Genomic DNA, 24567 nt, shown 5'->3' with positions numbered 1-24567 from the left:
TACAAGGGCACCCTCGTGCGGCGGTTAGGCTGACCCCCGTGAAGGTCCTTGTCATCGGTGGTGGCGCCCGCGAACACGCCCTGTGCCGCTCCCTGTCCCTCGACCCCGACGTGACCGCCCTGCACTGCGCTCCCGGCAACGCCGGCATCGCGGAGGTGGCGGAGCTGCACGCGGTCGACGCCCTCGACGGCGCGGCCGTGGCCGCGCTGGCCACGGAGCTCGGCGCCGAGCTGGTGATCGTGGGCCCGGAGGCCCCGCTCGTCGCCGGTGTCGCCGACGCCGTGCGCGCGGCGGGCATCCCCTGCTTCGGCCCCTCGCGGGAGGCCGCGCAGCTGGAGGGTTCCAAGGCGTTCGCGAAGGACGTGATGGCGGGTGCCGGCGTCCCCACGGCACGCTCCTACGTCTGCGTGACGCCGGAGGAGGTCGAGGAGGCGCTCGACGCGTTCGGGGCGCCGTACGTCGTGAAGGACGACGGACTGGCGGCCGGCAAGGGCGTCGTCGTGACCGACGACCTCGAGACGGCGCGGGCGCACGCGAACGCCTGCGACCGCGTCGTCATCGAGGAGTTCCTCGACGGCCCCGAGGTCTCCCTCTTCGCGATCACCGACGGCACGACCGTGCTCCCGCTCCAGCCCGCCCAGGACTTCAAGCGCGCGCTGGACGGCGACGAGGGCCCGAACACCGGCGGCATGGGCGCGTACTCGCCGCTGCCGTGGGCGGACCCGAAGCTCGTCGAGGAGGTCATGGAGACCGTCCTCCAGCCGACCGTCGACGAACTGCGCCGCCGCGACACCCCGTTCTCCGGACTCCTGTACGCCGGTCTGGCGATCACCAGCCGGGGTGTGCGGGTCATCGAGTTCAACGCCCGCTTCGGCGACCCCGAGACCCAGGTGGTCCTCGCCCGGCTGAAGACCCCGCTCGCCGGTGTCCTGCTGGCCTCCGCGAACGGCACCCTCGCCGATCTGGAGCCGCTGCGCTGGAGCGAGGAGGCGGCCGTCACCGTCGTCGTGGCCTCGCACAACTACCCGGACACCCCGCGCACCGGCGACCCGATCACCGGGCTCGACGAGGTGGCCGCGCAGGACGCCCCGCACGCGTACGTCCTGCACGCCGGCACCCGGCACGAGGGCGGAGCGGTGGTGAGCGCGGGCGGCCGTGTGCTGTCCGTCACGGCGACCGGATCCGGCCTCGCCGAGGCCCGCGAGCGCGCCTACGCGGCCGTCGCCCGCATCGGCCTGGAGGGTTCGCAGCACCGCACCGACATCGCGGCGAAGGCGGCGGCCGAGGCGTAGCCCCGAGCCCCTATAGCAGTACAGGGCCCCGGACTCCGTACGGAATCCGGGGCTTTGTCCTGCCGTGTCCAGCCCCTTCCACCTGCGGGTTTCCATGTGGAATCGAAAGCATGTCCGGGATCGGCCGTCATCCACCTTTCCCCAGAGCCATTCCATCGGGTGACCGATGCTCTATCCGGCTGACGAGGGCCGGGGCCCCAACTATGGTGCGGCGAAGGCATTCCGGCACTTGGCCCACCGGCATTGCGATGTCGGCGGCGGGTGCCACAGTGGGGGAGTGACCAACGCCAGGGCATCCGTCGGCGCCGGCAGCGACAGGGCCGGGGCCCGGCGGACAAGAGGGGGTGACGTCCGGTCGTGACCGGTATGGGTGTGGAGGTGGGCGCGCAGGCAGCGCGCTCCCGGGCTCTCGCCGTGCTGCGCGTCCGCAGCAGGGCGCTGGCCGTCGCCCTGCTGCCCGCGGCCGTGGCCGTCGTGCTGCTCGTCGGTGGCTCCACCGGCCGCGTCACCGGCAGGCCCTGGGGGATCGCGGGGTGGACCGTGACGGTCCTCGCCGTCCTCGTCCTCCTCGCGGCGGCGGGCATCGCGCTCCTCGTGGCCCGCGCCCGGCCCGCGATCAGCCCCACGGTCCCGATCCCCGAGGAATCGGCCCCCGACCTCTACCGGATGGTCCGTGACCTGGCCGACCGGCTCGACGTCCCGGCCCCCTCGGAGATAGCGCTCACCCCGGACTGCGACAGCTGGCTGGAGGACCGCACCCACCGGGCGCACGGCTGGTTCTCCCCGGGCGTGAAGGACGGGCCGGACGGCCGGGACGGGGGTCCGGCCGGGAGCCGCCCGGTGACCGTGCCGACGGACCGCGCCGCCCGCGCCACCGCCGCCCCCGTCCTCGTCATCGGCTCCCCCTTCCTGTGGTGGATGCGGGTCGGCGAGCTGCGGGCGGTCCTCGCCCCCGTCGTCGCCGGTACGGGCCCGTCGGCGCACCCGGACATAGCCGCGGCCCGCCGCTTCGTCCGCGGCCTGGACGCGGCCGTCGCCGTGGCCTCGGCCCCCGGCCGCGGCCCGCTGTCCCGTACGGTCCTGGCCGGCGCCGGCTGGACCACCCGGCTCCTGCTGCGCGGCTGCCGGGACCACGCGGCCGAGATGGAGCGGGCCGTGGCGTCCGCTGCGGCCGAGCGCGCGCAGGCCGTGGACTACGGCGTGCGGATCGTCGCCCAGGAACAGGTGGGCCTGGCGTACGCGGGCTGGGACCGTCTGCTGACCCGGGTCGCGCTGCCCGCCTGGCGGATGGGCCGCTGGCCCTCCCGGCTGGACGTGGGCGTCGTCGCCGCCCTGACCGAGCTGTCCCGCCGCGACCGCCTCGCCGAGGGTTTCGCCTCCCGGCTCGGCGAGCGCCCCGCCTGCGACCTGCTCGAAGAGCCCGGCACCGTGGACGAGGCCGCCTCGCTGCTCGCCGCCCGGCTCTTCCACGGCGGTCCCGCCGAGGCCGGCCCCGACTGGGCGCCGGTCGACTGGCAGGACTACCCGGACGAGGTCGTCGACCGCACGTGGCGCACCGACGCGGCCCGGCTCCACCGGGTCCTGGACGCGCTCGGCGTCCGCCACCCCGCCGACCCCGCGCTGCCCGAGGCGGACGGACCGACCCTGGCCCGCGTGCTGGACCACCTGTCCGCGCCGGGAGCCGCGCCGGTCCCGGAGCCGGACCCCGGGGCCGCCCTCGCCGAGCACCGGACGGAGGCGTACGGGGAGATGGGGATCGCCGAGAGCGACGACCACGACCTGGCCGTGGGCAACGAGCGGTCGGCGGCCCTCGCCGCCCGGCTCACCGCGGAACTGGCCCGCGAGGAGGCGGCCGCCCCGGCGAGGCCCCGGCCCGCCGGTGGCGCCGGGCAGCAGGGCCCCGACCACGACCTCTGGGACGACCGGATGCTTCCGCTGTTCCCCCTCCAGCCGCCCAGGACCGGCCGCGAGCTGCTGGCCGACCACGTCACGGCGATGGTCTGCTGCGCCGCGATGGACACCGCGGGGGCGCTCCCCGGACTCGACTGGCTGGACGGCCCGTCCCTCCTCGTCGCCGGTGAGCGGGCCGCCGACATCGGCCCCCGCGTCCTCACCCTGATAGAGACGGGGGATCCCGTGCCCCTGCGGGACTGGCTCCGCCATCTCGGCGTCCGCCCGGAGAAACCGGTGCGTCTGGTCTGACGGCGGCCCGTCCGGGGACCGTCCCGCCGTTCGTGTCCTCGGCCGTGCGCACCCCCACCGGTCGCGGTCGTGCCGGTTCAGGCGGAGCCGACCGTTCCACTCGCGCCAATTCGCGACGAACGGTGACGGAGTGCGTGCGTAATGTGATGTGCTGGGACCGGTCGAGCACAGCGCAAGGGCTTGCCAGTGCGACGGGGGCACGAGGGAGGGGTGCGGGATGGGATCGGAGCAGATCCGCCGCTGGGAGTCGGGAGCACTCGCGCACGCCGTCACGGATCCCTTCGGCCTGGGACCCGTTCCCTGGCTTCGTGGCAGCGAGACCTATTTCGACGACACCGGCCACGTCGTCCCCTGGTACGTGGACACCGACCCGCCCCAGCCGGCGGCCGGCACCTCCCGGATCCCGGCCCCGCGCTCCACCTCCCGCGCCCGTCCGCGCACGGATCCGGGCCCCCGCTCCGCCGACGACGTCCACCGCCAGATCAAGGGCTTCACCAGCACGGGAGCCGCCGCTCCCGGCGAGTCCATCGACTTCCACGTCACGGTCGACCCGCCGCAGGAGTTCAGCGTCGACATCTACCGCATCGGCCACTACGACGGGGACGGCGCCAGCAAGATCACCACGAGCCCCCGGCTCTCCGGGATCGTCCAGCCGCCCCCGCTCACCGCCGACCGCACGGTCTCCTGCCACCACTGGTGGCTGTCCTGGCGACTACAGATCCCGTCCTACTGGAACGTCGGCGCCTACGTCGCCGTCCTGACCACCCTCGACGGCTACCGCTCGCACGTCCCCTTCACCGTCCGCGACCACCAGACGGCCGATCTGCTCCTGCTGCTCCCGGACATCACCTGGCAGGCGTACAACCTGTATCCGGAGGACGGCCACACCGGCGCCAGCCTCTACCACGCCTGGGACAAGGACGGCCGGCTCCTCGGCGAGGCCGACGCCGCGACGACCGTCTCCTTCGACCGCCCGTACGCGGGCGCGGGCCTGCCCCTCCACGTGGGCCACGCCTACGACTTCATCCGCTGGGCCGAGCGCTACGGGTACGACCTCGCCTACGCCGACGCCCGCGACCTGCACGCCGGCCGCGTCGACCCCACCCGCTACCGAGGCCTGGTCTTCCCCGGCCACGACGAGTACTGGTCGCCGCAGATGCGCCGCACCACGGAACTCGCCCGCGAGCACGGCACCTCGCTCGTGTTCCTCTCCGCCAACACCATGTACTGGCAGGTGGAGCTGGGTCCGTCCCCCTCGGGCGTCCCCGACCGGCTGCTGACCTGCCGCAAGCGCCGGGGCCCCGGAAAGCCCGTCCTGTGGCGCGAGATCGACCGTCCCGAGCAGCAGCTCATCGGCATCCAGTACGCGGGACGCGTCCCCGAGCCGCACCCGCTGATCGTCCGCAACGCCGACCACTGGCTGTGGGAGGCCACCGGGGCGCACGACGGCGACGAGGTGGAGGGCATGGTCGCGGGTGAGGCGGACCGTTACTTCCCGCGCACCCCACTGCCCGAGCACCAGGACCGGATCCTGCTGGCGCACTCCCCGTACCCGGACGGCGAGGGCGTCCTGCGCCATCAGGAGACCTCGCTCTACCGCGCCCCGTCCGGCGCCCTGGTCTTCGCGTCCGGGACGTTCGCGTGGTCCCCGGCCCTCGACCGCCCCGGCCACGTGGACCCCCGTATCCAGCGGGCGACCGCCAATCTCCTCGACCGCATCTGCAAACACGACTGAGGAAGCCCCGCCGGGCACCCGTGACGCACCCGCGCCACGGGGCGCCCGCACCCGTACGGCACGCCCCCTGTCCACACCCACTCGCCCCGTACGGGAGAATCGAGCCACTTGGACAGAACCACGGGGAGGAACCGTGTCCGGATTCGTCGAAAAGCCCGAGCCCCTCCAGGTGCCGGGTCTGGTGCATCTGCACACCGGCAAGGTGCGCGATCTGTACCAGAACGAGGCGGGCGACCTCGTGATGGTCGCCAGCGACCGCATCTCCGCCTACGACTGGGTTCTCCCCACAGAGATCCCTGACAAGGGCCGTACGCTCACCCAGCTCTCCCTGTGGTGGTTCGACCAGCTCTCCGAGCTGGCGCCCAACCACGTGCTGAGCACCGAACTCCCGCCGGGCGCCCCGGCCGACTGGGCCGGCCGCACCCTGATCTGCAAGTCCCTGCGGATGGCCCCGGTCGAATGCGTGGCCCGCGGCTATCTGACCGGCTCGGGCCTCGTCGAGTACGACGAGACCCGCACGGTCTGCGGCCTCGCGCTTCCCGAGGGTCTCGTCGACGGCTCGGAGCTCCCCGCGCCGATCTTCACCCCGGCCACCAAGGCGGCGGTCGGCGAGCACGACGAGAACGTCTCGTACGAGGAGGTCGCCCGTCAGGTCGGCGCCGACACCGCGGCCGAACTGCGCCAGGCGACCCTCGCGATCTACAGCCGTGCCCGTGACATCGCCCGCGACCGGGGCATCATCCTCGCGGACACCAAGTTCGAGTTCGGCTACGACGGCGACACGCTCGTCCTGGCCGACGAGGTGCTGACCCCGGACTCCTCGCGCTTCTGGCCCGCCGACGCCTGGGAGCCGGGCCACGCGCAGCCGTCCTTCGACAAGCAGTACGTCCGCGACTGGCTGACCTCCGCCGAGTCGGGCTGGGACCGCAGGAGCGAGCAGCCGCCGCCCGCGCTGCCCGAGCGCGTCGTGGAGGCCACCCGCGCCAAGTACGTCGAGGCGTACGAGCGTCTGACGGGCGTGAGCTGGTCCTGACCCCGTGTGCGGGCCCGGCCGACGGCCGGGCCCGCGGACGCGAGGAGTCCGGCGCACACGAAGAAGCCCCCGACCGAGGTCGGGGGCTTCTTTCCGGAGCGGACGACGAGGCTCGAACTCGCGACCTCAACCTTGGCAAGGTTGCGCTCTACCAACTGAGCTACGTCCGCATGCGCCGTGGCGCGAGAGCAACTATACCCAACCTCGCTGCCGTGCGAGACGCACTGCCGCGTGCCGGTTCTCCGCGCCCAGTTTGGACGCGGCCGACGACAGATAGTTCCGCACCGTCCCCGGGGACAGTGCGGCCCGCTCCGCGATCTCCGCCACGGGGGCCCCGTCGGCGGCGAATTCGAGCACCTCGGCCTCCCGCGCGGTCAGCGGCGAGTCCCCGGCGGAGATCGCGTCGGCGGCCAACTCCGGGTCCACGTAACGGTTTCCCGCGTGGACAGTACGGATGATCTCCGCGAGTCGTTGCGCACTGACCGTCTTCGGGACGAACCCGCGCACACCCGCCGCGAGCGCCCGCTTCAGATGTCCCGGCCGCCCGTGGCTCGTCACGATCAGCACCTGGCAGCCCGGCAGTTCGCCCCGCAAGGATGTGGCCACGCTCACACCGTCCGCCCCCGGCATCTGGAGATCCAGGACGGCGACGTCGGGCACGTGCGCCCGCGCCATCGCCAGCGCCTCCGGCCCGGTCGCCGCTTCGGCCACCACCACCAGGTCGTCCTCCAGCCCGAGCAGCGCGGCCAGCGCTCCCCGGATCAGATGCTCGTCGTCGGCGAGAAGCAGGCGTACGGGAGCGCCGGGCGCCGGCGCGCCGGACGGTACGGAAGTCATGGGGTGGCCTCTCTCACCTGGTGCGGAACCGGCGGGGCCGGCGGGTTCCCGGGCGCCTCGCCGTTCGCGGGGGCGAGGTCACCGGGAGCGGCCGCGCGCACCTCTGGGGCGGGGACGTCTGGGGCGGGCGTGGGCGTGGGTGTCGGTGTGTCCGGGGCCGGGATGTCGGGGGCGGCTGTGCGGGTGCCCCGGGCGGAGCGCAGGGGGACTTCCGCCGTCAGCCGGAACACCTCGCCGTCCGCGCCCGCCCGCAGCGTCCCGCCCACCTCCTCCAGCCGTTCCCGCAGCCCCGCGAGCCCGCTGCCCCTCCCCGGTCCCTGGCCGCCGTCCGGTCCGGGGCCCGGTCCCGTCTCCCCCGGCACCCCGTCGTTCTCGACGGTGAGCGTCACCCGCTCCCGCGTCACCCGCAGGGACAGCGCGCACCTCCTGGCGTTCCCGTGCCGCAGCACGTTGGTGGTCGCCTCCCGCACCACCCAGCCGAGCGCCGACTGGACCTGCGGCGGCAGTTCCGCGGCCGTGCCGGTGATGCGGCAGTCGATGTCCGCGGCCGTCAGCACCCCCTGGGCACCCGCCAGTTCGCCCGCGAGATCGGCGTCGCGGTAGCCCCGCACCACCGCGCGCACCTCCCGCTGGGACTCCCGTGCGATCCGCTGCACCTCGGTCATCTGGTCCACGGCCTCGGACCGCCCGCGCCGGGCCAGTTGTACGGCGAGTTCGCTCTTGAGGGCGATCACCGCGAGGTTGCGGCCCATCACGTCGTGCAGGTCGCGGCCGAAGCGCAGCCGCTCCTCGGCGACGGCGAGCCGGGCGCGGGTCTCGCGGGCCTCGTCGAGTTCGTACACGGCGTTGAGCAGCCAGACGGAGAAGGCCGCGGTGAACGTCATGAAACCGGCACTCAGCAGGACCAGGACGGCGGTGACCAGCGCGGCGGGGGCCGGGAAGCCGAGGGGGAGGGAGAGCACGCCGGCCCCCGCGGACGCGCCGAGCACGACGTACGTCATCCGGCGTCTGTCACGCGTCCCGAGCGCGACCGTGCCCGTGCCGAACGCCGTGAGACCGACGAGCAGCGAGGAGGCGACCATGAACGCGCCGTCGCTCGCCGGGCGCCAGGGAGCGCCCGAGAGGACGGACCCCGCGACGGCCACCCCACAGGTGCTCACGGCCAGCGCCAGCAGCGTCCGCCGGGGCCGTTCCCGGGTGCCGCGCGTCCAGTCCAGCGCCCGTGAGGCGGTCGTCGCGCAGAACGCCGAGTGCCCGCACACCAGCAGGAACACCGCCCAGGACCGGGCCGTCGGCATGTTTCCGAACACGGGCAGCCCGATCGAGGCGGCTTCGAGCACGGAGAAGAAGTGGAACGACCACCGGGTGTAGGTCTCGACCTTCGCCGGTGTGCTCTTGCCCCGCCACCAGCCGGACGGCCTGCCCATGCCCACCCCCGTGTCCGTGGTCATCGCCGGGGTTCCCAGCGGAACCACCGTCGTACAGCAAACACCGCGATCACGGTCCAGGCCACCGCCGTGGCGAGGGCGCCGGCGGTGTCGTGGGCGGAGAGGTGTCCGCTCCAGCCGCCGCGGATCAGGGTGATCACCGGGGTGAGCGGCAGCAGTTCGCAGAACGGGGCCGCGCCGTCGGGCAGCAGTTCCAGGGGGACGAAGGTTCCCGAGCCGACCAGGGACACCAGGGTCAGGGGCGCGGCCGCGACCTGGGCGCCCTCCACGCTCTTGCTGAAGCTCGCGGTGACGGCCGCGAGCGCGGGCCAGGTGACGAACGCGGACAGCAGCCCCAGCAGGACGAGTCCGGGCCGCTCGGGCATCCCGACGCCGAGGGTCACCTGATAGGCCACGGTCAGGATCAGGCACTGGGCGAGACCGATCGCCACCGAGGGCAGCGCGGCGCCCGCGAGGATCTCCACGTCCCGAAGCTCCCCGGTGCGCAGCCGCTTGAGGACGAGCTCCTCCCGGCGTGCCGCGTACACGCTCACCAGTGAGCCGTAGACGGCGAAGAGGAGCGCGAAGCCGATGGAGGACGGGAGCAGGACCGAACCGACCGTGAGTCCGGTGCCCTCCAGGCGCATCGAGGTGACGGCGGAGCGGAGCGAGAACGGCATGATCAGCGGTACGAACACCGCCGCGGCGAGGGTGGCCCGGGTGCGGCCCAGCAGCGTCAGTTCGGCGCGTGCGAGCGCTCTCGTCCGGCCGGCCGCCGTGGTCCGGGCCGGGCCTGCTTCCGTGGTGACCGCTGTTCCGCTCATGCCGCCGCTCCCCTCTTGCGGGCCTTCCGCGGGTCCGCGGCCGGTTCCGTCGTCCTCGTTCGGTCCCCGTCGTGCGCCGCCGCCTCCCGCGAGATCCGCAGGAACGCCTCCTCCAGGGAGGCGGAGCGTACGTCGAGCCCCCGCAGTTCGACGCGCGCCCGCTCGGCCCACACCAGCAGGGCGGTGGCCGTCCGCTGCAGTTCGCCGGTGCGCAGCCTGATCGTCCGGCCCGTCGTCTCGTGGCCGCTCACGCCGAGTCCCGGCAGCGGGGGCAGGTCGCCGGGGAGGTAGCCGTCGGGCAGCTCGAAGGAGACGTGCGACGGCTGGGAGGCGGTCACCTCGGCCGGGGTGCCGACGGCCGCGACGCGCCCTTCGTGGAGGATCGCCAGCCGGTCGGCCAGCGCCTCCGCCTCCTCCAGGTAGTGGGTGGTCAGCAGGACCGTGGTCCCGCCGTCGCGCAGCTCGCGGACCAACTCCCAGGTGCCGCGGCGGCCTTCCACGTCGAGTCCGGTCGTGGGCTCGTCGAGGAAGAGGACCTCGGGGTCGCCTAGGAGCGCGAGCGCCAGGTCCAGGCGCCGCTTCTCGCCGCCGGACAACTGCTTCACGCGGACGTCGGAGCGGTGCGCGAGGCCGACCCGGTCGAGGACCTGCCCGGCGGTCCGGGCCCCGCTGGTGCACCCCGCCCACATCCGAGCGGTCTCCGCGACGGTCAGCTCGGACGGGAAGCCGCCTTCCTGGAGCATCACGCCGATGCGCGGCCGTACGGCGGCCCGGTCCGTGTACGGATCGTGCCCGAGGACCCGCACGCGCCCGCCGGACGGGGGCGCCAGACCCTCGATCAGTTCGACGGTGGACGTCTTGCCCGCGCCGTTGGTGCCGAGGAGAGCGAAGACCTCACCGCGGCCCACGGAGAAGGTGACTCCGCGCACCGCCTCGAAATCTTTTCCGTCGCCCCCGTACACACGCCGCAGACCGGTGACCTCGATCACGTCGTCGTGCTCGTTCGTGTTCATGGGACCAGCGTCGGGGCGGACGGATCCGGGCAGCAGTGCGCGGTGTCATCACTCGGCATGACAAATGTCAGACGGCTTCGTCTTCCCCTCCCGGGAACACCGGGACGCACGGGGACACGAGAAAGGCCCCGGTCTGTTGACCGGGGCCTTCTTCGACGGAGCGGACGACGAGGCTCGAACTCGCGACCTCAACCTTGGCAAGGTTGCGCTCTACCAACTGAGCTACGTCCGCATTGCCTCCGACCGGCTTCACCGATCGGCGCGAGCACCACCCTACCTGATCGACAACCGTGATCGGTAAGAAGTGCAGAGCGGGTGACAGGAATTGCACACTGCGCCTTCCCCCTGGAAGGGGGATGTTCTGCTACTGAACTACACCCGCACGACCTTCGGGTTCCGGCTTTTTCGGCCTTGCCCCTCGGCGTGTTCCAGACTCTAGCTGATCAGACGGGGGTCAGCGCAAGTCGGTTGCCCCGGGGCCGCCGGAGGTCTCCGGCGGCCGTGGTCCGGGCCGCCGGCTCAGTGCGCCTCGGCGAACGCCTCGTAGACCTTCTTGGGGATCCGGCCGCGCGGCGGCACGTCCATCTTGTTGGAGCGGGCCCAGGCGCGGACCGCGGCCGGGTCGGGCGTCAACGCGGTGTGCGTGTACGTCTTCCCGGACTTCGACCGCTTGCGGCCGGCCTCGACGTACGGCTCGAGAGCCTTACGCAGTTCCTCGGCATTGGTTGGATTGAGGTCGATCTCGTACGACTTGCCGTCGAGTCCGAAGGCGATCGTCTCCGCCGCTTCCGAGCCGTCGATGTCGTCAAAGAGAGTGACCACGACACGCTGCGCCACGAATATCGGTCCCTTCGTGCGACACCTTCGTGATCAACGGCCATGACGTGCGCTGACGTCAGGGAGTTGTCGGGGAGATGTCGACTGTCCGGCTGTTATCGAGCAAAGTATCGGCTATTGCCAATTCCTTTGTACAGGGCCCGGCATTGCATTGTGAAGCCCGACTAAATCCTTCCGCGTGTCCGACGGCAATGGAGCCCTGCCGCTCTTCTGCGGTTTTTCCCAGGATTTTCCGTCCACGCCCCCACGTCGATGCGGAATCGTGATCGGTGTCACGTAGGATTCTACGAATCTACGCGAGTAGAAATTTCGTACGGGTAGTCTGAAGGGACCTGCTCAGCACCACACACCGGGAGTGCCAGTGGCACGCGTCGTAGTCGACGTCATGCTCAAGCCGGAGATCCTCGACCCCCAGGGCCAGGCGGTGCAGCGTGCACTGCCGCGCCTCGGTTTCGAAGGTGTCTCCGACGTCCGTCAGGGAAAGCGATTCGAACTGGAAGTGGACGGACCGGTGGACGACGCCGCGCTCGCCCGCATCCACGAACTGGCGGAATCCTTCCTCGCCAACACCGTGATCGAGGACTTCACCGTCAAGGTCGAGGAAGTCGCGGAGGCCGGAAAGTGACCGCTCGTATTGGAGTCGTCACCTTTCCGGGCAGCCTCGACGACCGCGACACGCAGCGCGCGATCAGGCTCGCGGGCGCCGAACCCGTGGCCCTCTGGCACAAGGACAAGAACCTCCACCAGGTCGACGCGGTCGTCCTGCCCGGCGGTTTCTCGTACGGCGACTATCTGCGCGCCGGTGCCATCTCGCGCTTCTCGCCGGTGATGGAGACCGTCATCGAGCAGGCGAAGTCCGGAATGCCGGTCCTCGGCATCTGCAACGGCTTCCAGGTCCTCACCGAGGCGCACCTGCTCCCGGGCGGGATGCTCGGCAACGACCACCTCCACTTCATCTGCCGCGACCAGAAGCTGCGGGTGGAGAACGCGGACACCGCCTGGACCACCGACTACACGGCCGGCCAGGAGATCCACATCCCGCTGAAGAACATGGACGGCCGGTACGTCGCCGACGAGTACACGCTCGACAAGCTGGAGGCGGAGGGCCGGGTCGCGTTCCGCTACCTGGACTTCAACCCCAACGGTTCGCTGCGCGACATCGCCGGCATCACCAACGAGGCCGGCAACGTCGTGGGCCTCATGCCGCACCCGGAGCACGCCGTCGAGCCGCTCATCGGGTCCGGCCGCACCGACGGCCTGCCGTTCTTCACCTCGATCCTCAAGAAGCTGGTCAACGCATGAGCCGCACGCCTCTGGACACGGTCGAGCACGCGGCCGCGACCCCCGACGTCGAGCTGCCCTGGGCCGAACTGGGCCTGAAGAAGGACGAGTACGAGCGGGTCGTCGAGATCCTCGGCCGCCGGCCCACCGGCGCCGAGCTCGCCATGTACTCGGTCATGTGGTCCGAGCACTGCTCCTACAAGTCCTCGAAGGTCCACCTCCGCCAGTTCGGCGAGAAGGCCCCGCAGTCCGACGCCATGCTCGTCGGCATCGGCGAGAACGCCGGTGTCGTCGACGTCGGCCAGGGCTACGCGGTCACCTTCAAGGTCGAGTCGCACAACCACCCGTCGTACGTCGAGCCCTACCAGGGCGCGGCCACCGGAGTCGGCGGCATCGTCCGCGACATCATCGCGATGGGCGCCCGCCCGGTCGCGGTCGTGGACCCGCTGCGCTTCGGCGCGGCCGACCACCCCGACACCAAGCGCGTCCTGCCCGGCGTCGTCGCGGGCATCGGCGGCTACGGCAACTGCCTGGGCCTGCCGAACATCGGCGGCGAGGTCGTCTTCGACGCCTGCTACCAGGGCAACCCGCTGGTCAACGCCGGTGCCATCGGCGTCATGCGGCACGAGGACATCCACCTCGCGAAGGCCTCGGGCACGGGCAACAAGGTCATCCTGTACGGGGCCCGCACGGGCGGCGACGGCATCGGCGGCGCTTCCATCCTCGCCTCCGAGACCTTCGACGACGCCAAGCCGTCGAAGCGTCCGGCCGTCCAGGTCGGTGACCCCTTCCAGGAGAAGCTCCTCATCGAGTGCACCCTGGAGGCCTTCGCCGAGAAGCTGGTCGTCGGCATCCAGGACCTCGGCGCGGCCGGTCTGTCCTGCGCCACCTCCGAGCTCGCCTCCAACGGCTCCGGCGGCATGCGGGTCACCCTGGACGACGTACCGCTGCGCGACTCCACGCTCTCGCCCGAGGAGATCCTCATGAGCGAGTCGCAGGAACGCATGTGCGCGGTCGTCGAGCCGGAGAAGGTCGACCGGTTCCTGGAGATCTGCGACAAGTGGGACGTCATCGCCACCGTCATCGGTGAGGTCACCGACGGCGACCGGCTGGAGATCTTCTGGCACGGCGGCAAGATCGTCGACGTCGACCCGCGCACGGTCGCCCACGACGGCCCGGTCTACGAGCGCCCCTACGCCCGCCCCGAGTGGCAGGACGCCCTCCAGGCCGACGACGCCGGCAAGCTGCCCCGCCCGGAGAACGGCGCGGAGCTGAAGGACCAGGTCCTGAAGCTGGTCTCCTCCCCGAACCAGGCCTCCAAGTCCTGGATCACCTCCCAGTACGACCACTTCGTGCAGGGCAACACGGTGCTGGCGCAGCCCGAGGACTCGGGCATGATCCGCATCGACGAGGAGAGCGGGCTCGGCGTCGCCATCGCCACCGACGGCAACGGCCGCTACGCCAAGCTCGACCCGTACACGGGCGCGCAGCTCGCCCTCGCCGAGGCGTACCGCAACGTCGCGACGACCGGTGCCAAGCCGCTCGCCGTGTCCGACTGCCTGAACTTCGGCTCGCCCGAGGACCCGGCCGTCATGTGGCAGTTCGCCGAGGCGATCCGCGGTCTGGCCGACGCCTGCCAGCAGCTCGGCACCCCGGTGACCGGCGGCAACGTCTCGCTGTACAACCAGACCGGCGAGGTGGCCATCCACCCGACCCCGGTCGTGGCCGTCCTCGGCGTCATCGACGACGTGGCCCGCCGCACCCCGGTCGCCTTCCAGGAGGAGGGCCAGCTCCTCTACCTGCTCGGTGACACCCGCGAGGAGTTCGGCGGTTCGGCCTGGTCCCAGGTCGTCCACGACCACCTGGGCGGTCTGCCGCCGAAGGTCGACCTGGAGCGCGAGCGGCTGCTCGCCGAGATCCTGATCTCGGCGTCCCGCGACGGCATGATCGACTCCGCGCACGACCTGTCCGACGGCGGTCTGGTCCAGGCCGTGGTCGAGTCGGCGCTGCTCGGCGGCAAGGGCGCGCGCCTGGTCGTGCCCGACGGTCTCGACGCGTTCACCTTCCTGTTCTCGGAGTCGGCGGGCCGCGCGGTCGTCGCCGTCCCGCGTTCGGAGGAGCTCCGCTTCAACGACATGTGCGGTGCCCGGGGTCTGCCCGTCACCCGCATCGGTGTCGTCGACGGTGACGCGGTGGACGTCCAGGGCGAGTTCGCGCTCTCGCTGGACGAGCTGCGCACGGCCCACGAGGGGACGATCCCGGCGCTGCTGGCGTAACCCGCCCGCCCCGCCCGGCTGCGCGAAGGCCCCGCCCGTTCCGACGGGCGGGGCCTTCGCCGTGTTCGTCGTGCCGTCACACCGGACGTTCGTCGTGCCGTCACACGGGGACCGGCTCGCTCTCCCGGGGCGGGGCCGCGGAGTCCGCCGCGCCGCCGGACCGGGGCAGCCGCAGCGCGAGCAGCGCGGCGAGGGCCATCAGCGCCGCGCCTCCCCAGAACACGGCCTGGGTCGCGTCGACGAAGGCGTGGACGCCCTCCGCGCGGGCCGGGCCGGTCAGCCGGGCGAGGGCGCTGATGTCGCCGCCGGGCCCCTGGTCGGCGTAGAGGCGGGCCAGGACGCTGCCGAAGACGGCGGTGCCCAGCGCGTTGCCGAGCGTCTGGAAGAAGCGGACGGCCGTGGTGGCCACGCCGAGCTGGTGGGGCGGCGCGGAGCTCTGGACGAGCAGGAGCAGCTGGCCGACGAGCTGGCCGAACCCGGCGCCGGCCAGCAGGAGTTCGCCGCGGACCAGCCACAGCGAGGTGCCCGGGCCGGTCGTGGTGGCGAGGAGGACGAAGGCGAGGGCGGTGGTGGCCGTGCCGCAGACGGTGAAGGTCCGCGCCGACCAGCCGCGCGCGGTGAGCGGACCGGTGAGCATCCCGGACGCCGCCAGGCCGAGGGCCATCGGGACCAGGTAGAGGCCCGCCGAGGAACTGGCGATCCCGCGGGCGACCTGTAGATAGACCAGCACGTAGTAGATGGCGCACATCATCGCGCCGCCGAGGATCGCCTGGACGGCGAAGCCGAGGCGCAGCTCGCGGACCCGGAACAGGGAGAGCGGGAGCACCGGTTCGGGCGCCCGGACCTGCCGCCACAGGAAGAGGGCGAGGGTCACGGCGGCCGTCAGGGCGAGGCCGAGGAGGGCCGGGGACGTCCACGCGTACCGCTTGCCGCCCCAGTCGGTCACGAGGAGCAGCGTGCTGGAGAAGGCCGCCGCGAGGCCCGCGCCCAGGTAGTCCAGCGGGCGGCGCACCGGGTGTTCCGGGAGCCTCAGCGCGAGGGCGGCGGTGACGAGGACGGCGAGGCCGATCGGCAGGTTGACGTAGAAGATCCAGCGCCAGTCGGCGTGGTCGGCCAGGAGTCCGCCGATCCAGGGGCCGATCGCCATGGCGCCGCCGGCGACGAGGCCGCCGGTGTTGGCACCCTTGGCGGGGCCACCGCTCTCGCCGGGGCCCTTGAGCTGCGCGATCACCACCATGGTGATGCTCATCAGTCCGCCGCCCCCGAGGCCCTGGAGTGCCCGGGCGGCGATGAGCTGGTCCATGGACCGGGCCGCGCCGCAGAGCGCGGAGCCGAGCAGGAAGGCGGCGACCGCCCCGAGGAAGACGCGGCGCGCGCCGAGGACGTCGCAGAGCTTGCCGTACAGCGGCAGCATCGCCGCCGAGGCGAGCGCGTAGGCGCTGACCAGCCACGGGATCTTGTCGATGCCGTGGGCGGGGTCGAGGTCCCGGACGATCGGGACGGTGGCCGCGGACACGATCTGCAGGTCCAGCAGGGCCAGCACGATCGTGACCAGGCAGACGAGGAAGCCGATTTTTCGCTGGGTCTCGGTCATGGGCACCACCATGGACGAGAAAGATATACCGAGTCAATCTTTCATCCGGGATTAAATTTCGTCTTGGTACAGTGAGGGCATGGCTGAGGCGATGGGACTGCGCGAACGCAAGAAGTTGCAGACCGCGATGCGGATCTACCGGACGGCCGTCGCGCTCTTCGCCGAGCGGGGCTTCGACAACGTCTCCGTCCAGGAGATCGCCGACTCCGCCGAGGTCTCGAAGATGACCGTCTTCAACTACTTCGGCACCAAGGAGGACCTGGTCTTCAGCCCCATCGAGGAGCACTTCGGCGACCTGGCCCGTGCCGTGCGCGAGCGGCGGTCCGGCGAGTCCGCGGTGGACGCCGTACGCCGGCAGTTCCTGGAACTGGTCGAGAACCGCGACCCCTCGGTCGGCCTGCACAGCGAGCCGTTCGCCCGGCAGGTGCACCGGGTCGTCCGGGAGACCCCGGTCCTGATGGAGCGCGCCTTCCTGGCCGCGCAGAAGGGCACCCGGGACCTGGCCGCAGCCCTCGCGGAGGAGACCGGCGACCCGACGCTGGCCACGATCGCCGCCGCCATGCTGAGCGCGGCCCGCAACACCCTCATCGAGGAGCACCACCGCCGGGCCGCCGCCGGGGAGAGCCCGGACGCCGTCGCGGCCGACGCGCCCCGGCTCGCCGAACGGGCCTTCGCGCTGGTGGAGAACGGGCTCGCGGGCTACGCGCGCAGGCCGTGACGGTTCCTGGCGGACACCGGAGACGCCCGGCGGACACCGGGGGCGGCACGGTTCTCCGGGGGCCCGCCCTCCTCGGACGGGACCGGTCTTCGACGAGCCCTTTCCGTCCCGGCCCCGGGACTAGGCTCGCCGTATGACCTCGACCCGGAAACGCGCGCGTACCTACGACCCGGCCAAGATCCGCGCGGCGGTGCTCGCGCAGTTCGGGAACGTACGGGAGGGCGTGCGCGCCCTGAGCGAGGAGCAACTGGCGCGGCCCGCGCGGCTCGGGGACTGGAGCGTGCGGGAACTGGCCGCGCACATCACGATGGCCGTCGGCTCCGTGAGCCGTCACCTCGACCTGCCCGCGCCCGCCGCGAAGGAACTCGCGCTGCTGGACTGGCCGTCCGGGACCGCCTCCCGCGCCGGGAACATCGCCGACGGCACGCGCGCGCTCGCCGAGGAGCACCCCGACCTCGACGCGCTCTACGCCGAGGCCGAGGCGCGGATCACCGGGCACCTGGCCACCGCCCCCGACGACCGGTTGCTCGGCGTGCCCGCGGGGGCCATGACCCTCGCCGACTTCCTCGTCACCCGCACCGTCGAACTCGTCGTCCACACCGACGACCTCAACCGCGCCGCCGGTACGGACATCCCCGTCGACCGCCAGGCCCTCGCCGCCTGCACCCGGCTGCTCGCCGACACGCTCGCCGTGAAGGCGCCCGGCGCGTCGACCGAGGTCCGGATCCCGCCGTACGCCGTCGTGCAGTGCGTGGAAGGGCCCCGGCACACCCGCGGCACCCCGCCGAACGTCGTCGAGACGGACCCGCTGACCTGGATCCGGCTCGCGACGGGACGTACGGAGTGGAGGACGGCGCTGGACGAGGCGAAGGTCAGCGCGAGCGGCGAGCGCGCCGACCTCGGCGGCCTGCTCCCCCTGATGGGGTAGGAGCCCCGCAGGGGAACCCGTCCCGGAGGGGAACCCGTCCTCCGTCCCTCCCGTCCCATCGGCATGGACAAGCAGCGAACGACCCTCGGTGTCCTGACCCTGCTGCCCCTCGCCGCCGCGTGCGGCACCCAGACGGCGGGGAACGGCCCCGCCCGGGCGGAGACGGCGCCGCTGACCGGCGTGCACTGGACGGTCGACAGCCTCACCACGGACGGGAAGACCGCACGGGCGCCCTCGGGGGCCTATCTGCGGATCGGCGCCGACGGACGCGTCAGCGGCGACCTCGGCTGCAACGGGTTCGGCTCGAAGGCCGTCCTCACGGGCGACCGCGTCGAGTTCGGCGAGATCCGGACGACGGACATGGCCTGCGAGAAGGGCCCGATGAGCTTCGAGCGGAGTCTGGGCCGCGTCCTCGCGGACGAGGGCGCCTTCACGGCGAGGACCGACGGCGGGGGGCTGACGCTCACCGCCGCCGACGGCGACCGGATCGGCCTCACCCGGGAGGACGACGCGCCCCTGCTGGGGACGAAGTGGACGGTCACGGCGCTGGGGGACGAGAACGTCTCCCGGCCGCTCCCGAAGGGGGCGGACGCGTACTTCGTCCTGCGCGAGGACGGCACCTTCGAGGGCCGGCTCGGCTGCAACCACGCGTCCGGCCGGGCCACCGTGAGCGACGGACACATCACCCTCGGCCGGGTCAGGACCACCCGCATGATGTGCCAAGACTCACTCATGAAGACCGAGAAGACGCTGCTGGGGCTCTTCGACAGCAAGGTCGCCTACCGGCTGGACCACCGCGGGATCGCTCTGACCAGCGAGAACGGGACTGTCGTCGGTGCGGTGGCCGACGAGTGATCCACTTGGCGTCCGCATCCCCAATTCGGACCAGTGGTCGATCTCGCCTACACTCGGTGCCGTGCCACGTGGTGACGGTCGACTCAGTCATGATCTGCTCCCCGGTGAGAAAGGCCCCCAGGACGCTTGCGGCGTCTTCGGTGTCTGGGCTCCCGGCGAAGAGGTCGCCAAGCTCACTTACTTCGGGCTCTACGCCCTCCAGCATCGGGGTCAGGAATCCGCGGGAATCGCGGTCAGCAACGGCTCCCAGATCCTCGTCTTCAAGGACATGGGCCTCGTGTCCCAGGTCTTCGACGAGACCTCGCTCGGTTCGCTCCAGGGTCATATCGCGGTCGGTCACGCCCGCTACTCGACCACCGGTGCCTCCGTGTGGGAGAACGCCCAGCCGACGTTCCGTGCCACCGCGCACGGCTCCATCGCGCTCGGCCACAACGGCAACCTCGTCAACACGGCGCAGCTCGCCGAGATGGTCGCCGACCTGCCCAAGCAGGAAGGCCGCACCACGCGCGTGGCGGCCACCAACGACACCGACCTGCTCACCGCGCTCCTCGCGGCCCAGGTCGACGAGGACGGCAAACCGCTGACCGTGGAGGAGGCCGCGTACACGGTCCTCCCCCAGGTCAAGGGCGCCTTCTCGCTCGTCTTCATGAACGAGCACACCCTCTACGCGGCCCGTGACCCGCAGGGCATCCGCCCGCTGGTCCTCGGCCGTCTGGAGCGTGGCTGGGTGGTGGCCTCCGAGTCCGCGGCCCTCGACATCTGCGGCGCGAGCTTCGTGCGCGAGATCGAGCCGGGCGAGTTCGTCGCCATCGACGAGAACGGTCTGCGCACCTCGCGGTTCGCGGAAGCGAAGCCCAAGGGCTGTGTCTTCGAGTACGTCTACCTGGCCCGTCCCGACACGGACATCGCCGGCCGGAACGTGTACCTCTCGCGCGTCGAGATGGGCCGCAGGCTCGCCAAGGAAGCCCCGGTCGAAGCCGACCTGGTGATAGCGACCCCGGAGTCCGGTACGCCCGCCGCGATCGGTTACGCGGAGGCCTCCGGCATCCCCTTCGGCGCCGGCCTGGTCAAGAACGCCTACGTCGGCCGGACCTTCATCCAGCCCTCGCAGACGATCCGCCAGCTCGGTATCCGCCTGAAGCTGAACCCGCTCAAGGAAGTCATCAAGGGCAAGCGCCTGGTCGTCGTCGACGACTCGATCGTGCGCGGCAACACCCAGCGCGCCCTGGTCCGGATGCTCCGCGAGGCGGGCGCGGCCGAGGTCCACATCCGGATCTCCTCCCCGCCCGTGAAGTGGCCCTGCTTCTTCGGCATCGACTTCGCGACCCGCGCCGAGCTGATCGCGAACGGCATGACGATCGAGGAGATCGGCACCTCTCTCGGCGCCGACTCCCTCTCGTACATCTCCCTGGACGGGATGATCGAGGCCACGACGATCGACAAGCCGAACCTGTGCCGCGCCTGCTTCGACGGCGAGTACCCGATGGAGCTTCCCGACCCCGAACTGCTCGGCAAGCAGCTCCTGGAGACCGAGCTGGCCGCGGGTCCCGCAGCCACGGCCGCGGCTGACGCCATCCGTCGCCCGTAGCGCCGCAGAGCCCCGTTTCACCAACCCGAAAGATCCCAGGCAATGTCTGAGAGCACTGCTCCCGGCGCGTCCTACGCGGCCGCCGGAGTCGACATCGAGGCGGGCGACCGCGCCGTAGAGCTGATGAAGGAGTGGGTGAAGAAGACGCAGCGCCCCGAGGTCCTCGGTGGCCTCGGCGGTTTCGCCGGTCTCTTCGACGCCTCCGCCCTCAAGCGCTTCGAGCGGCCGCTGCTCGCCTCCGCCACCGACGGCGTGGGCACCAAGGTCGACATCGCCCGCCAGCTGGGCGTGTACGACACCATCGGCCACGACCTCGTCGCGATGGTCATGGACGACATCGTGGTGTGCGGCGCGGAGCCGCTCTTCATGACCGACTACATCTGCGTGGGCAAGGTCCACCCGGAGCGGGTCGCGGCCATCGTGAAGGGCATCGCCGAGGGCTGTGTCCTCGCGGGCTGCGCCCTGGTGGGCGGCGAGACGGCGGAACACCCCGGTCTGCTCGGCCCGGACGACTTCGACGTGGCGGGCGCCGGCACGGGCGCGGTCGAGGCCGACCGGCTGCTCGGCCCGGATCGCATCCGTACGGGTGACGCGGTGATCGCCATGGCGGCCTCGGGCCTTCACTCGAACGGGTACTCGCTCGTCCGGCACGTCCTCTTCGACCGGGCGAACCTGCGCCTGGACCAGCACGTCGAGGACTTCGGCCGCACGCTCGGCGAGGAGCTCCTGGAGCCCACCAAGATCTACTCGCTGGACTGCCTGACGCTGACGAAGAGCACCGAGGTGCACGCCTTCAGCCACATCACCGGCGGCGGCCTCGCGGCCAACCTGGCCCGCGTGATCCCGGACGGTCTGCACGCCGTGGTCGACCGCGGCACCTGGACCCCGGCGCCGGTCTTCGACCTGGTCGGCAGGACCGGCGGCGTCGAGCGGCTGGAGCTGGAGAAGACGCTGAACATGGGCGTCGGCATGATGGCGATCGTGCCCGAGGAGTCCGCCGAGGTCGCCCTCGCCGTCCTCGCGGACCGGGGAGTGGACGCCTGGATCGCCGGTGAGATCACCGAGCGCGGGGACCACACGACGGGCGCGGCGCTCGTCGGCGACTACGCGAGCTGAGACGCGGAACGGGGGCCGAGGTCGGCGGTCACGCCGGCCGAAGCCCCCGGAGCAGCACGAAACCCGGTCCGGTGGTGAAGCCCCGGACCGGGTGAAGTGCAGTCGCTACGAAAAATCCGCCAGGCGGGATCGACCAGAAACCCGCGCCTGGAGATCCGCTACGAGAAGAGATCGCGGAAACTGCGAGGGACGCTGTTGCGTCAAGCGCCGCGACGTTGAGACTGGGGACCGGACTGGTCGTCCTCGTCCTCGTCCTCGTCGTTGTAGAGATCCGCGTACTGTGCGTACGGGTCCTCTTCCTCGTCGTCGTCCTCGAACGGCTCGCCATTCGGCGGCTGGCTCGAAGTCGAAGCGCCCAGCTCATTGGCCAGACGCGAGAGGTCAGTCCCGCCGCTGCTGTACTTCAGCTGGCGGGCGACCTTCGTCTGCTTGGCCTTTGCCCGGCCGCGCCCCATGGCTCGACCCCCTCGGATACGGGGCTCGACGGCCCCAGAGTCTTGACACGCGTTCATGATCTGGAACGGACTCTCCGTGGAGAGACCGGTCCGTAGGGCTTCCACGGTACCTGAGCCCGCGCCCATACGGTACGTCGCCCGCAGCACGCGCCTTCGCCCAGCCCCAGTGAGGTGCCCTGTCCTCGCTGGTCAACCGCGATTTTAACCTCTTCTCGGGCCACGACCCGCCGACGGACGTGAGAGTTCTCTCCCAACCGTCCGCCGACGGGTCCCTGACAAGGACCTACGACCCCGGGAGGGGTCAGCGGCCCCGCGCCTCCGCCATCCGCTGCTCGGCGATCCGGTCGGCCGCCGCGGCCGGCGGGATCCCGTCCTGCTTCGCACGTGCGAATATGGCCAGCGTGGTGTCGAAGATCTTCGTGGCCTTCGCCTTGCACCGGTCGAAGTCGAAGCCGTGCAGCTCGTCGGCGACCTGGATGACCCCGCCCGCGTTCACGACGTAGTCGGGGGCGTAGAGGATCCCGCGGTCCGCGAGGTCCTTCTCCACGCCCGGGTGCGCCAGCTGGTTGTTGGCCGCGCCGCACACGATCCGGGCCGTGAGCACCGGCACCGTCTCGTCGTTGAGCGCGCCGCCCAGCGCGCAGGGCGCGTAGATGTCGAGGCCCTCGGTGCGGATGAGGGTCTCGGTGTCCGCGACGGCCGTGACGCCCTCGGGGTGCCGGTCCAGGATCCGCTGCACGGACTCGGCCCGCACGTCCGTGATCACGACCTCGGCGCCGTCCTCGCGCAGGTGGTCGACCAGGTGGTGGCCCACCTTGCCGACACCGGAGACGCCGACCTTGCGGCCGCGCAGCGTCGGGTCGCCCCACAGGTGCTGCGCGGAGGCCCGCATGCCCTGGAAGACACCGAAGGCGGTCAGCACCGAGGAGTCGCCCGCGCCGCCGTTCTCCGGGGAGCGTCCGGTCGTCCACCGGCACTCGCGCGCCACGACGTCCATGTCGGCGACGTAGGTGCCGACGTCGCACGCGGTGACGTACCGGCCGCCGAGCGAGGCGACGAACCGGCCGTAGGCGAGGAGCAGCTCCTCGGACTTGATCTGCTCGGGGTCGCCGATGATGACGGCCTTGCCGCCGCCGTGGTCGAGCCCGGCCAGGGCGTTCTTGTACGACATCCCGCGCGCGAGGTTGAGGGCGTCGGCGACGGCCTCCTGCTCGCTCGCGTACGGGTAGAAGCGCGTGCCGCCGAGGGCGGGGCCCAGGGCGGTGGAGTGGAGCGCGATGACGGCCTTCAGGCCGCTGGCGCGGTCCTGGCAGAGCACGACTTGCTCATGACCGCCCTGATCCGAGTGGAACAGGGTGTGCAGTACATCAGCAGGCGCGCCGGTTACTTCGGTCACTGTGGTGACTCCCAGGTAAAAAGCGGCGGTTGGGTCCGGGGTCCGTGCGGATGGCGGACTCCGTGGGAATGAGATTAGAGCCTGTGCCGACCCGCCCCGGGCGCAGTGTTCAGGATCACCCACGGGCGGGGTACTGCCGTGGTTCGATTTGCATAGATTTCTGTTCGTGTCCTGAGCGGTTCTCGCTGGTTTTCCCGGTGGTCGACGGGGGAGGGAGCAGGCGTGCCCAAGGTGTCCGCGGTGATCGTCCCGTACACGTCGTACTTGCGGGTGTACGAGCCACTGGCCGCGTTCCCCGAGTCCGAACGCGCCCACTGGACGCGCTACGCCCGGCGCGCCGAGCTCCCCTCGTACCAGGACGAACTGCGCCGCTCGCTGGCCGATCTGCTGCCCACCCCGCCGGTCCCCGTGCCGGTGCACGAGAGCGGTGACGCGTTCGTCGCCGAGGTCGACGGGGTGGTGTGCGTCTGTCCCTGGCGCACCCGGCTGCGCGGCTGGCAGGCCCTGGACGGACTGGGCGACGAGCTCCCCGCGTCCGTCCTGGACGCGGTGCTGCCGCCGCTGGTGCGCCGTCAGGCCGCGCTCGACTACGAGCGCTGGCTGGCGCGCAACCCCGACGCCCGCCCCTGGATCCGCACCTCGACCTGGCAGGTTCCGCTGAACTGGTTCGTCCTCGTCGGCGACGAGGAGCGGGAGTACGAGAAGGGGACGGGCCCGGGCGGAGCGCCGCCGCTGCTGCGCTACCGGACGCCGATGGTGCAGGCGCGGCGGCGCACGGCGCGGGCCCTGCGCACGCTCAGGGAGGCACTGGACGAAGGGCCGCTCATCGAGGGCCTGGTGGACGTGGGGCGCTGGCTGGAGGAGTTCCATCCGCGCTCGCTGGTCGAGCTGGACTACGGCGGGCTCGTGCACACGCTGCCGGCCGGTGACCTGGAGGGTGACCACTCGGCCGCGGACGTCGCCGAGGGTATCGAGGCGCTGCGCACCGGGGACGGGGCGGCGGCGGGCGAGGCGTACGGCCGGCTGGTGGAGCGCTGGCGGTCCGTCAGGGACCGGCGTTCGTCGAACTGAGGCGCGGCGCGGGCGGTCCCGGACGGGCGGTGCCTGAACGGTCCGCGCGCGGGAGCCGTACGAGGCGGGAGAGCGGTCCGGGCCGCCCG

General features: G+C 71.9%; 21 protein-coding genes and 3 tRNA genes. 13 read left to right on the top strand and 11 right to left on the bottom strand.

All coding sequences use genetic code 11. The annotated features are described in order from the left end of the window. Positions 1-38: 38 nt before the first annotated feature. From purD to CW362_RS30910, 4 genes are all read left to right on the top strand, one after another. A complete protein-coding gene (purD, locus tag CW362_RS30925) occupies positions 39-1292 on the top strand; it encodes a phosphoribosylamine--glycine ligase (RefSeq protein WP_103552913.1) in 1254 nt (417 codons plus the stop codon). A gap of 366 nt (positions 1293-1658) precedes the next feature. Next, on the top strand, positions 1659-3494 hold the full coding sequence (locus tag CW362_RS30920; protein WP_162684284.1) for a hypothetical protein: 1836 nt from the start codon (positions 1659-1661) through the stop codon (positions 3492-3494). A 217-nt stretch (positions 3495-3711) separates the two neighbouring features. Then, positions 3712-5229, top strand: a complete 1518-nt coding sequence (locus CW362_RS30915; protein WP_103552911.1) for a N,N-dimethylformamidase beta subunit family domain-containing protein — start codon at positions 3712-3714, stop codon at positions 5227-5229. A 133-nt stretch (positions 5230-5362) separates the two neighbouring features. After that, positions 5363-6262, top strand: a complete 900-nt coding sequence (locus CW362_RS30910) for a phosphoribosylaminoimidazolesuccinocarboxamide synthase (protein WP_103552910.1) — start codon at positions 5363-5365, stop codon at positions 6260-6262. Between the two features lie 97 nt (positions 6263-6359). On the opposite strand, the gene CW362_RS30905 is transcribed toward CW362_RS30910, so the two are convergent. From CW362_RS30905 to CW362_RS30870, 8 genes are all read right to left on the bottom strand, one after another. Beyond that, positions 6360-6432: transfer RNA gene (locus tag CW362_RS30905), tRNA-Gly, on the bottom strand. 22 nt (positions 6433-6454) lie between these two features. Next, a complete protein-coding gene (locus CW362_RS30900; RefSeq protein WP_103552909.1) occupies positions 6455-7099 on the bottom strand; it encodes a response regulator transcription factor in 645 nt (214 codons plus the stop codon). After that, positions 7096-8526 (bottom strand): histidine kinase, encoded by a 1431-nt coding sequence (locus CW362_RS30895; RefSeq protein WP_103552925.1) that lies wholly within the window; start codon positions 8524-8526, stop codon positions 7096-7098. Before CW362_RS30895 ends, CW362_RS30900 begins: the two co-directional genes overlap by 4 nt. Positions 8527-8546: 20 nt before the next feature. Further along, positions 8547-9350, bottom strand: coding sequence for an ABC transporter permease (locus tag CW362_RS30890; RefSeq protein WP_103552908.1), 804 nt, complete (start codon positions 9348-9350; stop codon positions 8547-8549). Next, positions 9347-10363 (bottom strand): ABC transporter ATP-binding protein, encoded by a 1017-nt coding sequence (locus CW362_RS30885; protein WP_103552907.1) that lies wholly within the window; start codon positions 10361-10363, stop codon positions 9347-9349. The genes CW362_RS30890 and CW362_RS30885 overlap by 4 nt, the downstream gene beginning before the upstream one ends. Before the next feature lie 159 nt (positions 10364-10522). After that, positions 10523-10595 (bottom strand) — tRNA-Gly (locus tag CW362_RS30880). A 78-nt stretch (positions 10596-10673) separates the two neighbouring features. Then, a tRNA-Gly gene (locus CW362_RS30875) sits at positions 10674-10745 on the bottom strand. A gap of 137 nt (positions 10746-10882) precedes the next feature. Further along, positions 10883-11200 carry a histone-like nucleoid-structuring protein Lsr2 gene (locus CW362_RS30870; protein WP_103552906.1) on the bottom strand — a complete coding sequence of 106 codons (318 nt, stop codon included), beginning with the start codon at positions 11198-11200 and terminating at the stop codon, positions 10883-10885. A gap of 361 nt (positions 11201-11561) precedes the next feature. On the opposite strand from CW362_RS30870, the gene purS reads away from it, so the two are divergent. From purS to purL, 3 genes are read left to right on the top strand one after another with little or no spacing between them, the layout of a single operon-like run. Next, positions 11562-11825 (top strand): phosphoribosylformylglycinamidine synthase subunit PurS, encoded by a 264-nt coding sequence (purS, locus tag CW362_RS30865; protein ID WP_005482678.1) that lies wholly within the window; start codon positions 11562-11564, stop codon positions 11823-11825. Continuing rightward, a complete protein-coding gene (gene purQ / locus CW362_RS30860; protein WP_103552905.1) occupies positions 11822-12502 on the top strand; it encodes a phosphoribosylformylglycinamidine synthase subunit PurQ in 681 nt (226 codons plus the stop codon). The genes purS and purQ overlap by 4 nt, the downstream gene beginning before the upstream one ends. Then, the gene (purL, locus tag CW362_RS30855; RefSeq protein ID WP_103552904.1) at positions 12499-14757 is read left to right on the top strand and encodes a phosphoribosylformylglycinamidine synthase subunit PurL; all 2259 of its coding nucleotides are present in this window, start codon (positions 12499-12501) and stop codon (positions 14755-14757) included. Before purQ ends, purL begins: the two co-directional genes overlap by 4 nt. Before the next feature lie 100 nt (positions 14758-14857). Here purL and CW362_RS30850 read toward each other — a convergent pair whose 3' ends face one another. Further along, complete coding sequence (locus CW362_RS30850; protein WP_167455646.1) at positions 14858-16351, bottom strand: MFS transporter; 1494 nt, start codon at positions 16349-16351, stop codon at positions 14858-14860. Between the two features lie 79 nt (positions 16352-16430). Here CW362_RS30850 and CW362_RS30845 point away from each other — a divergent pair, with 79 nt between their 5' ends. The 5 genes from CW362_RS30845 to purM all read left to right on the top strand — a co-directional run bounded on the left by CW362_RS30845 (position 16431) and on the right by purM (position 21556). Next, entirely contained in the window at positions 16431-17069 is a 639-nt protein-coding gene (locus tag CW362_RS30845) for a TetR/AcrR family transcriptional regulator (protein WP_103552902.1), read from the top strand. A 133-nt stretch (positions 17070-17202) separates the two neighbouring features. Beyond that, the gene (locus tag CW362_RS30840) at positions 17203-17997 is read left to right on the top strand and encodes a maleylpyruvate isomerase family mycothiol-dependent enzyme (RefSeq protein WP_103552901.1); all 795 of its coding nucleotides are present in this window, start codon (positions 17203-17205) and stop codon (positions 17995-17997) included. Positions 17998-18060: 63 nt separating this feature from the next. Then, the gene (locus tag CW362_RS30835; RefSeq protein ID WP_103552900.1) at positions 18061-18852 is read left to right on the top strand and encodes an META domain-containing protein; all 792 of its coding nucleotides are present in this window, start codon (positions 18061-18063) and stop codon (positions 18850-18852) included. A 61-nt stretch (positions 18853-18913) separates the two neighbouring features. Continuing rightward, positions 18914-20440, top strand: coding sequence for an amidophosphoribosyltransferase (gene purF, locus CW362_RS30830; protein WP_103552899.1), 1527 nt, complete (start codon positions 18914-18916; stop codon positions 20438-20440). Positions 20441-20482: 42 nt separating this feature from the next. Beyond that, on the top strand, positions 20483-21556 hold the full coding sequence (purM, locus tag CW362_RS30825; protein WP_103552898.1) for a phosphoribosylformylglycinamidine cyclo-ligase: 1074 nt from the start codon (positions 20483-20485) through the stop codon (positions 21554-21556). A gap of 200 nt (positions 21557-21756) precedes the next feature. Here the strand turns inward: purM and CW362_RS30820 are convergent, their stop codons facing one another. After that, the gene (locus tag CW362_RS30820; protein ID WP_103552924.1) at positions 21757-22011 is read right to left on the bottom strand and encodes a DUF3073 domain-containing protein; all 255 of its coding nucleotides are present in this window, start codon (positions 22009-22011) and stop codon (positions 21757-21759) included. A gap of 301 nt (positions 22012-22312) precedes the next feature. Beyond that, a complete protein-coding gene (locus CW362_RS30815; RefSeq protein ID WP_103552897.1) occupies positions 22313-23407 on the bottom strand; it encodes a Leu/Phe/Val dehydrogenase in 1095 nt (364 codons plus the stop codon). A gap of 222 nt (positions 23408-23629) precedes the next feature. On the opposite strand from CW362_RS30815, the gene CW362_RS30810 reads away from it, so the two are divergent. Next, a complete protein-coding gene (locus CW362_RS30810; protein WP_103552896.1) occupies positions 23630-24478 on the top strand; it encodes a DUF8083 family protein in 849 nt (282 codons plus the stop codon). The last annotated feature ends 89 nt before the right edge of the window (positions 24479-24567 follow it).

Origin of the sequence: Streptomyces populi (assembly GCF_002911015.1) — a bacterium.
GTDB classification, from domain to species: Bacteria; Actinomycetota; Actinomycetes; order Streptomycetales; family Streptomycetaceae; genus Streptomyces; species Streptomyces populi.
The sequence above is the reverse complement of the archived record's forward strand: the minus strand, read 5'-3'. Positions and strand labels throughout refer to the sequence as shown.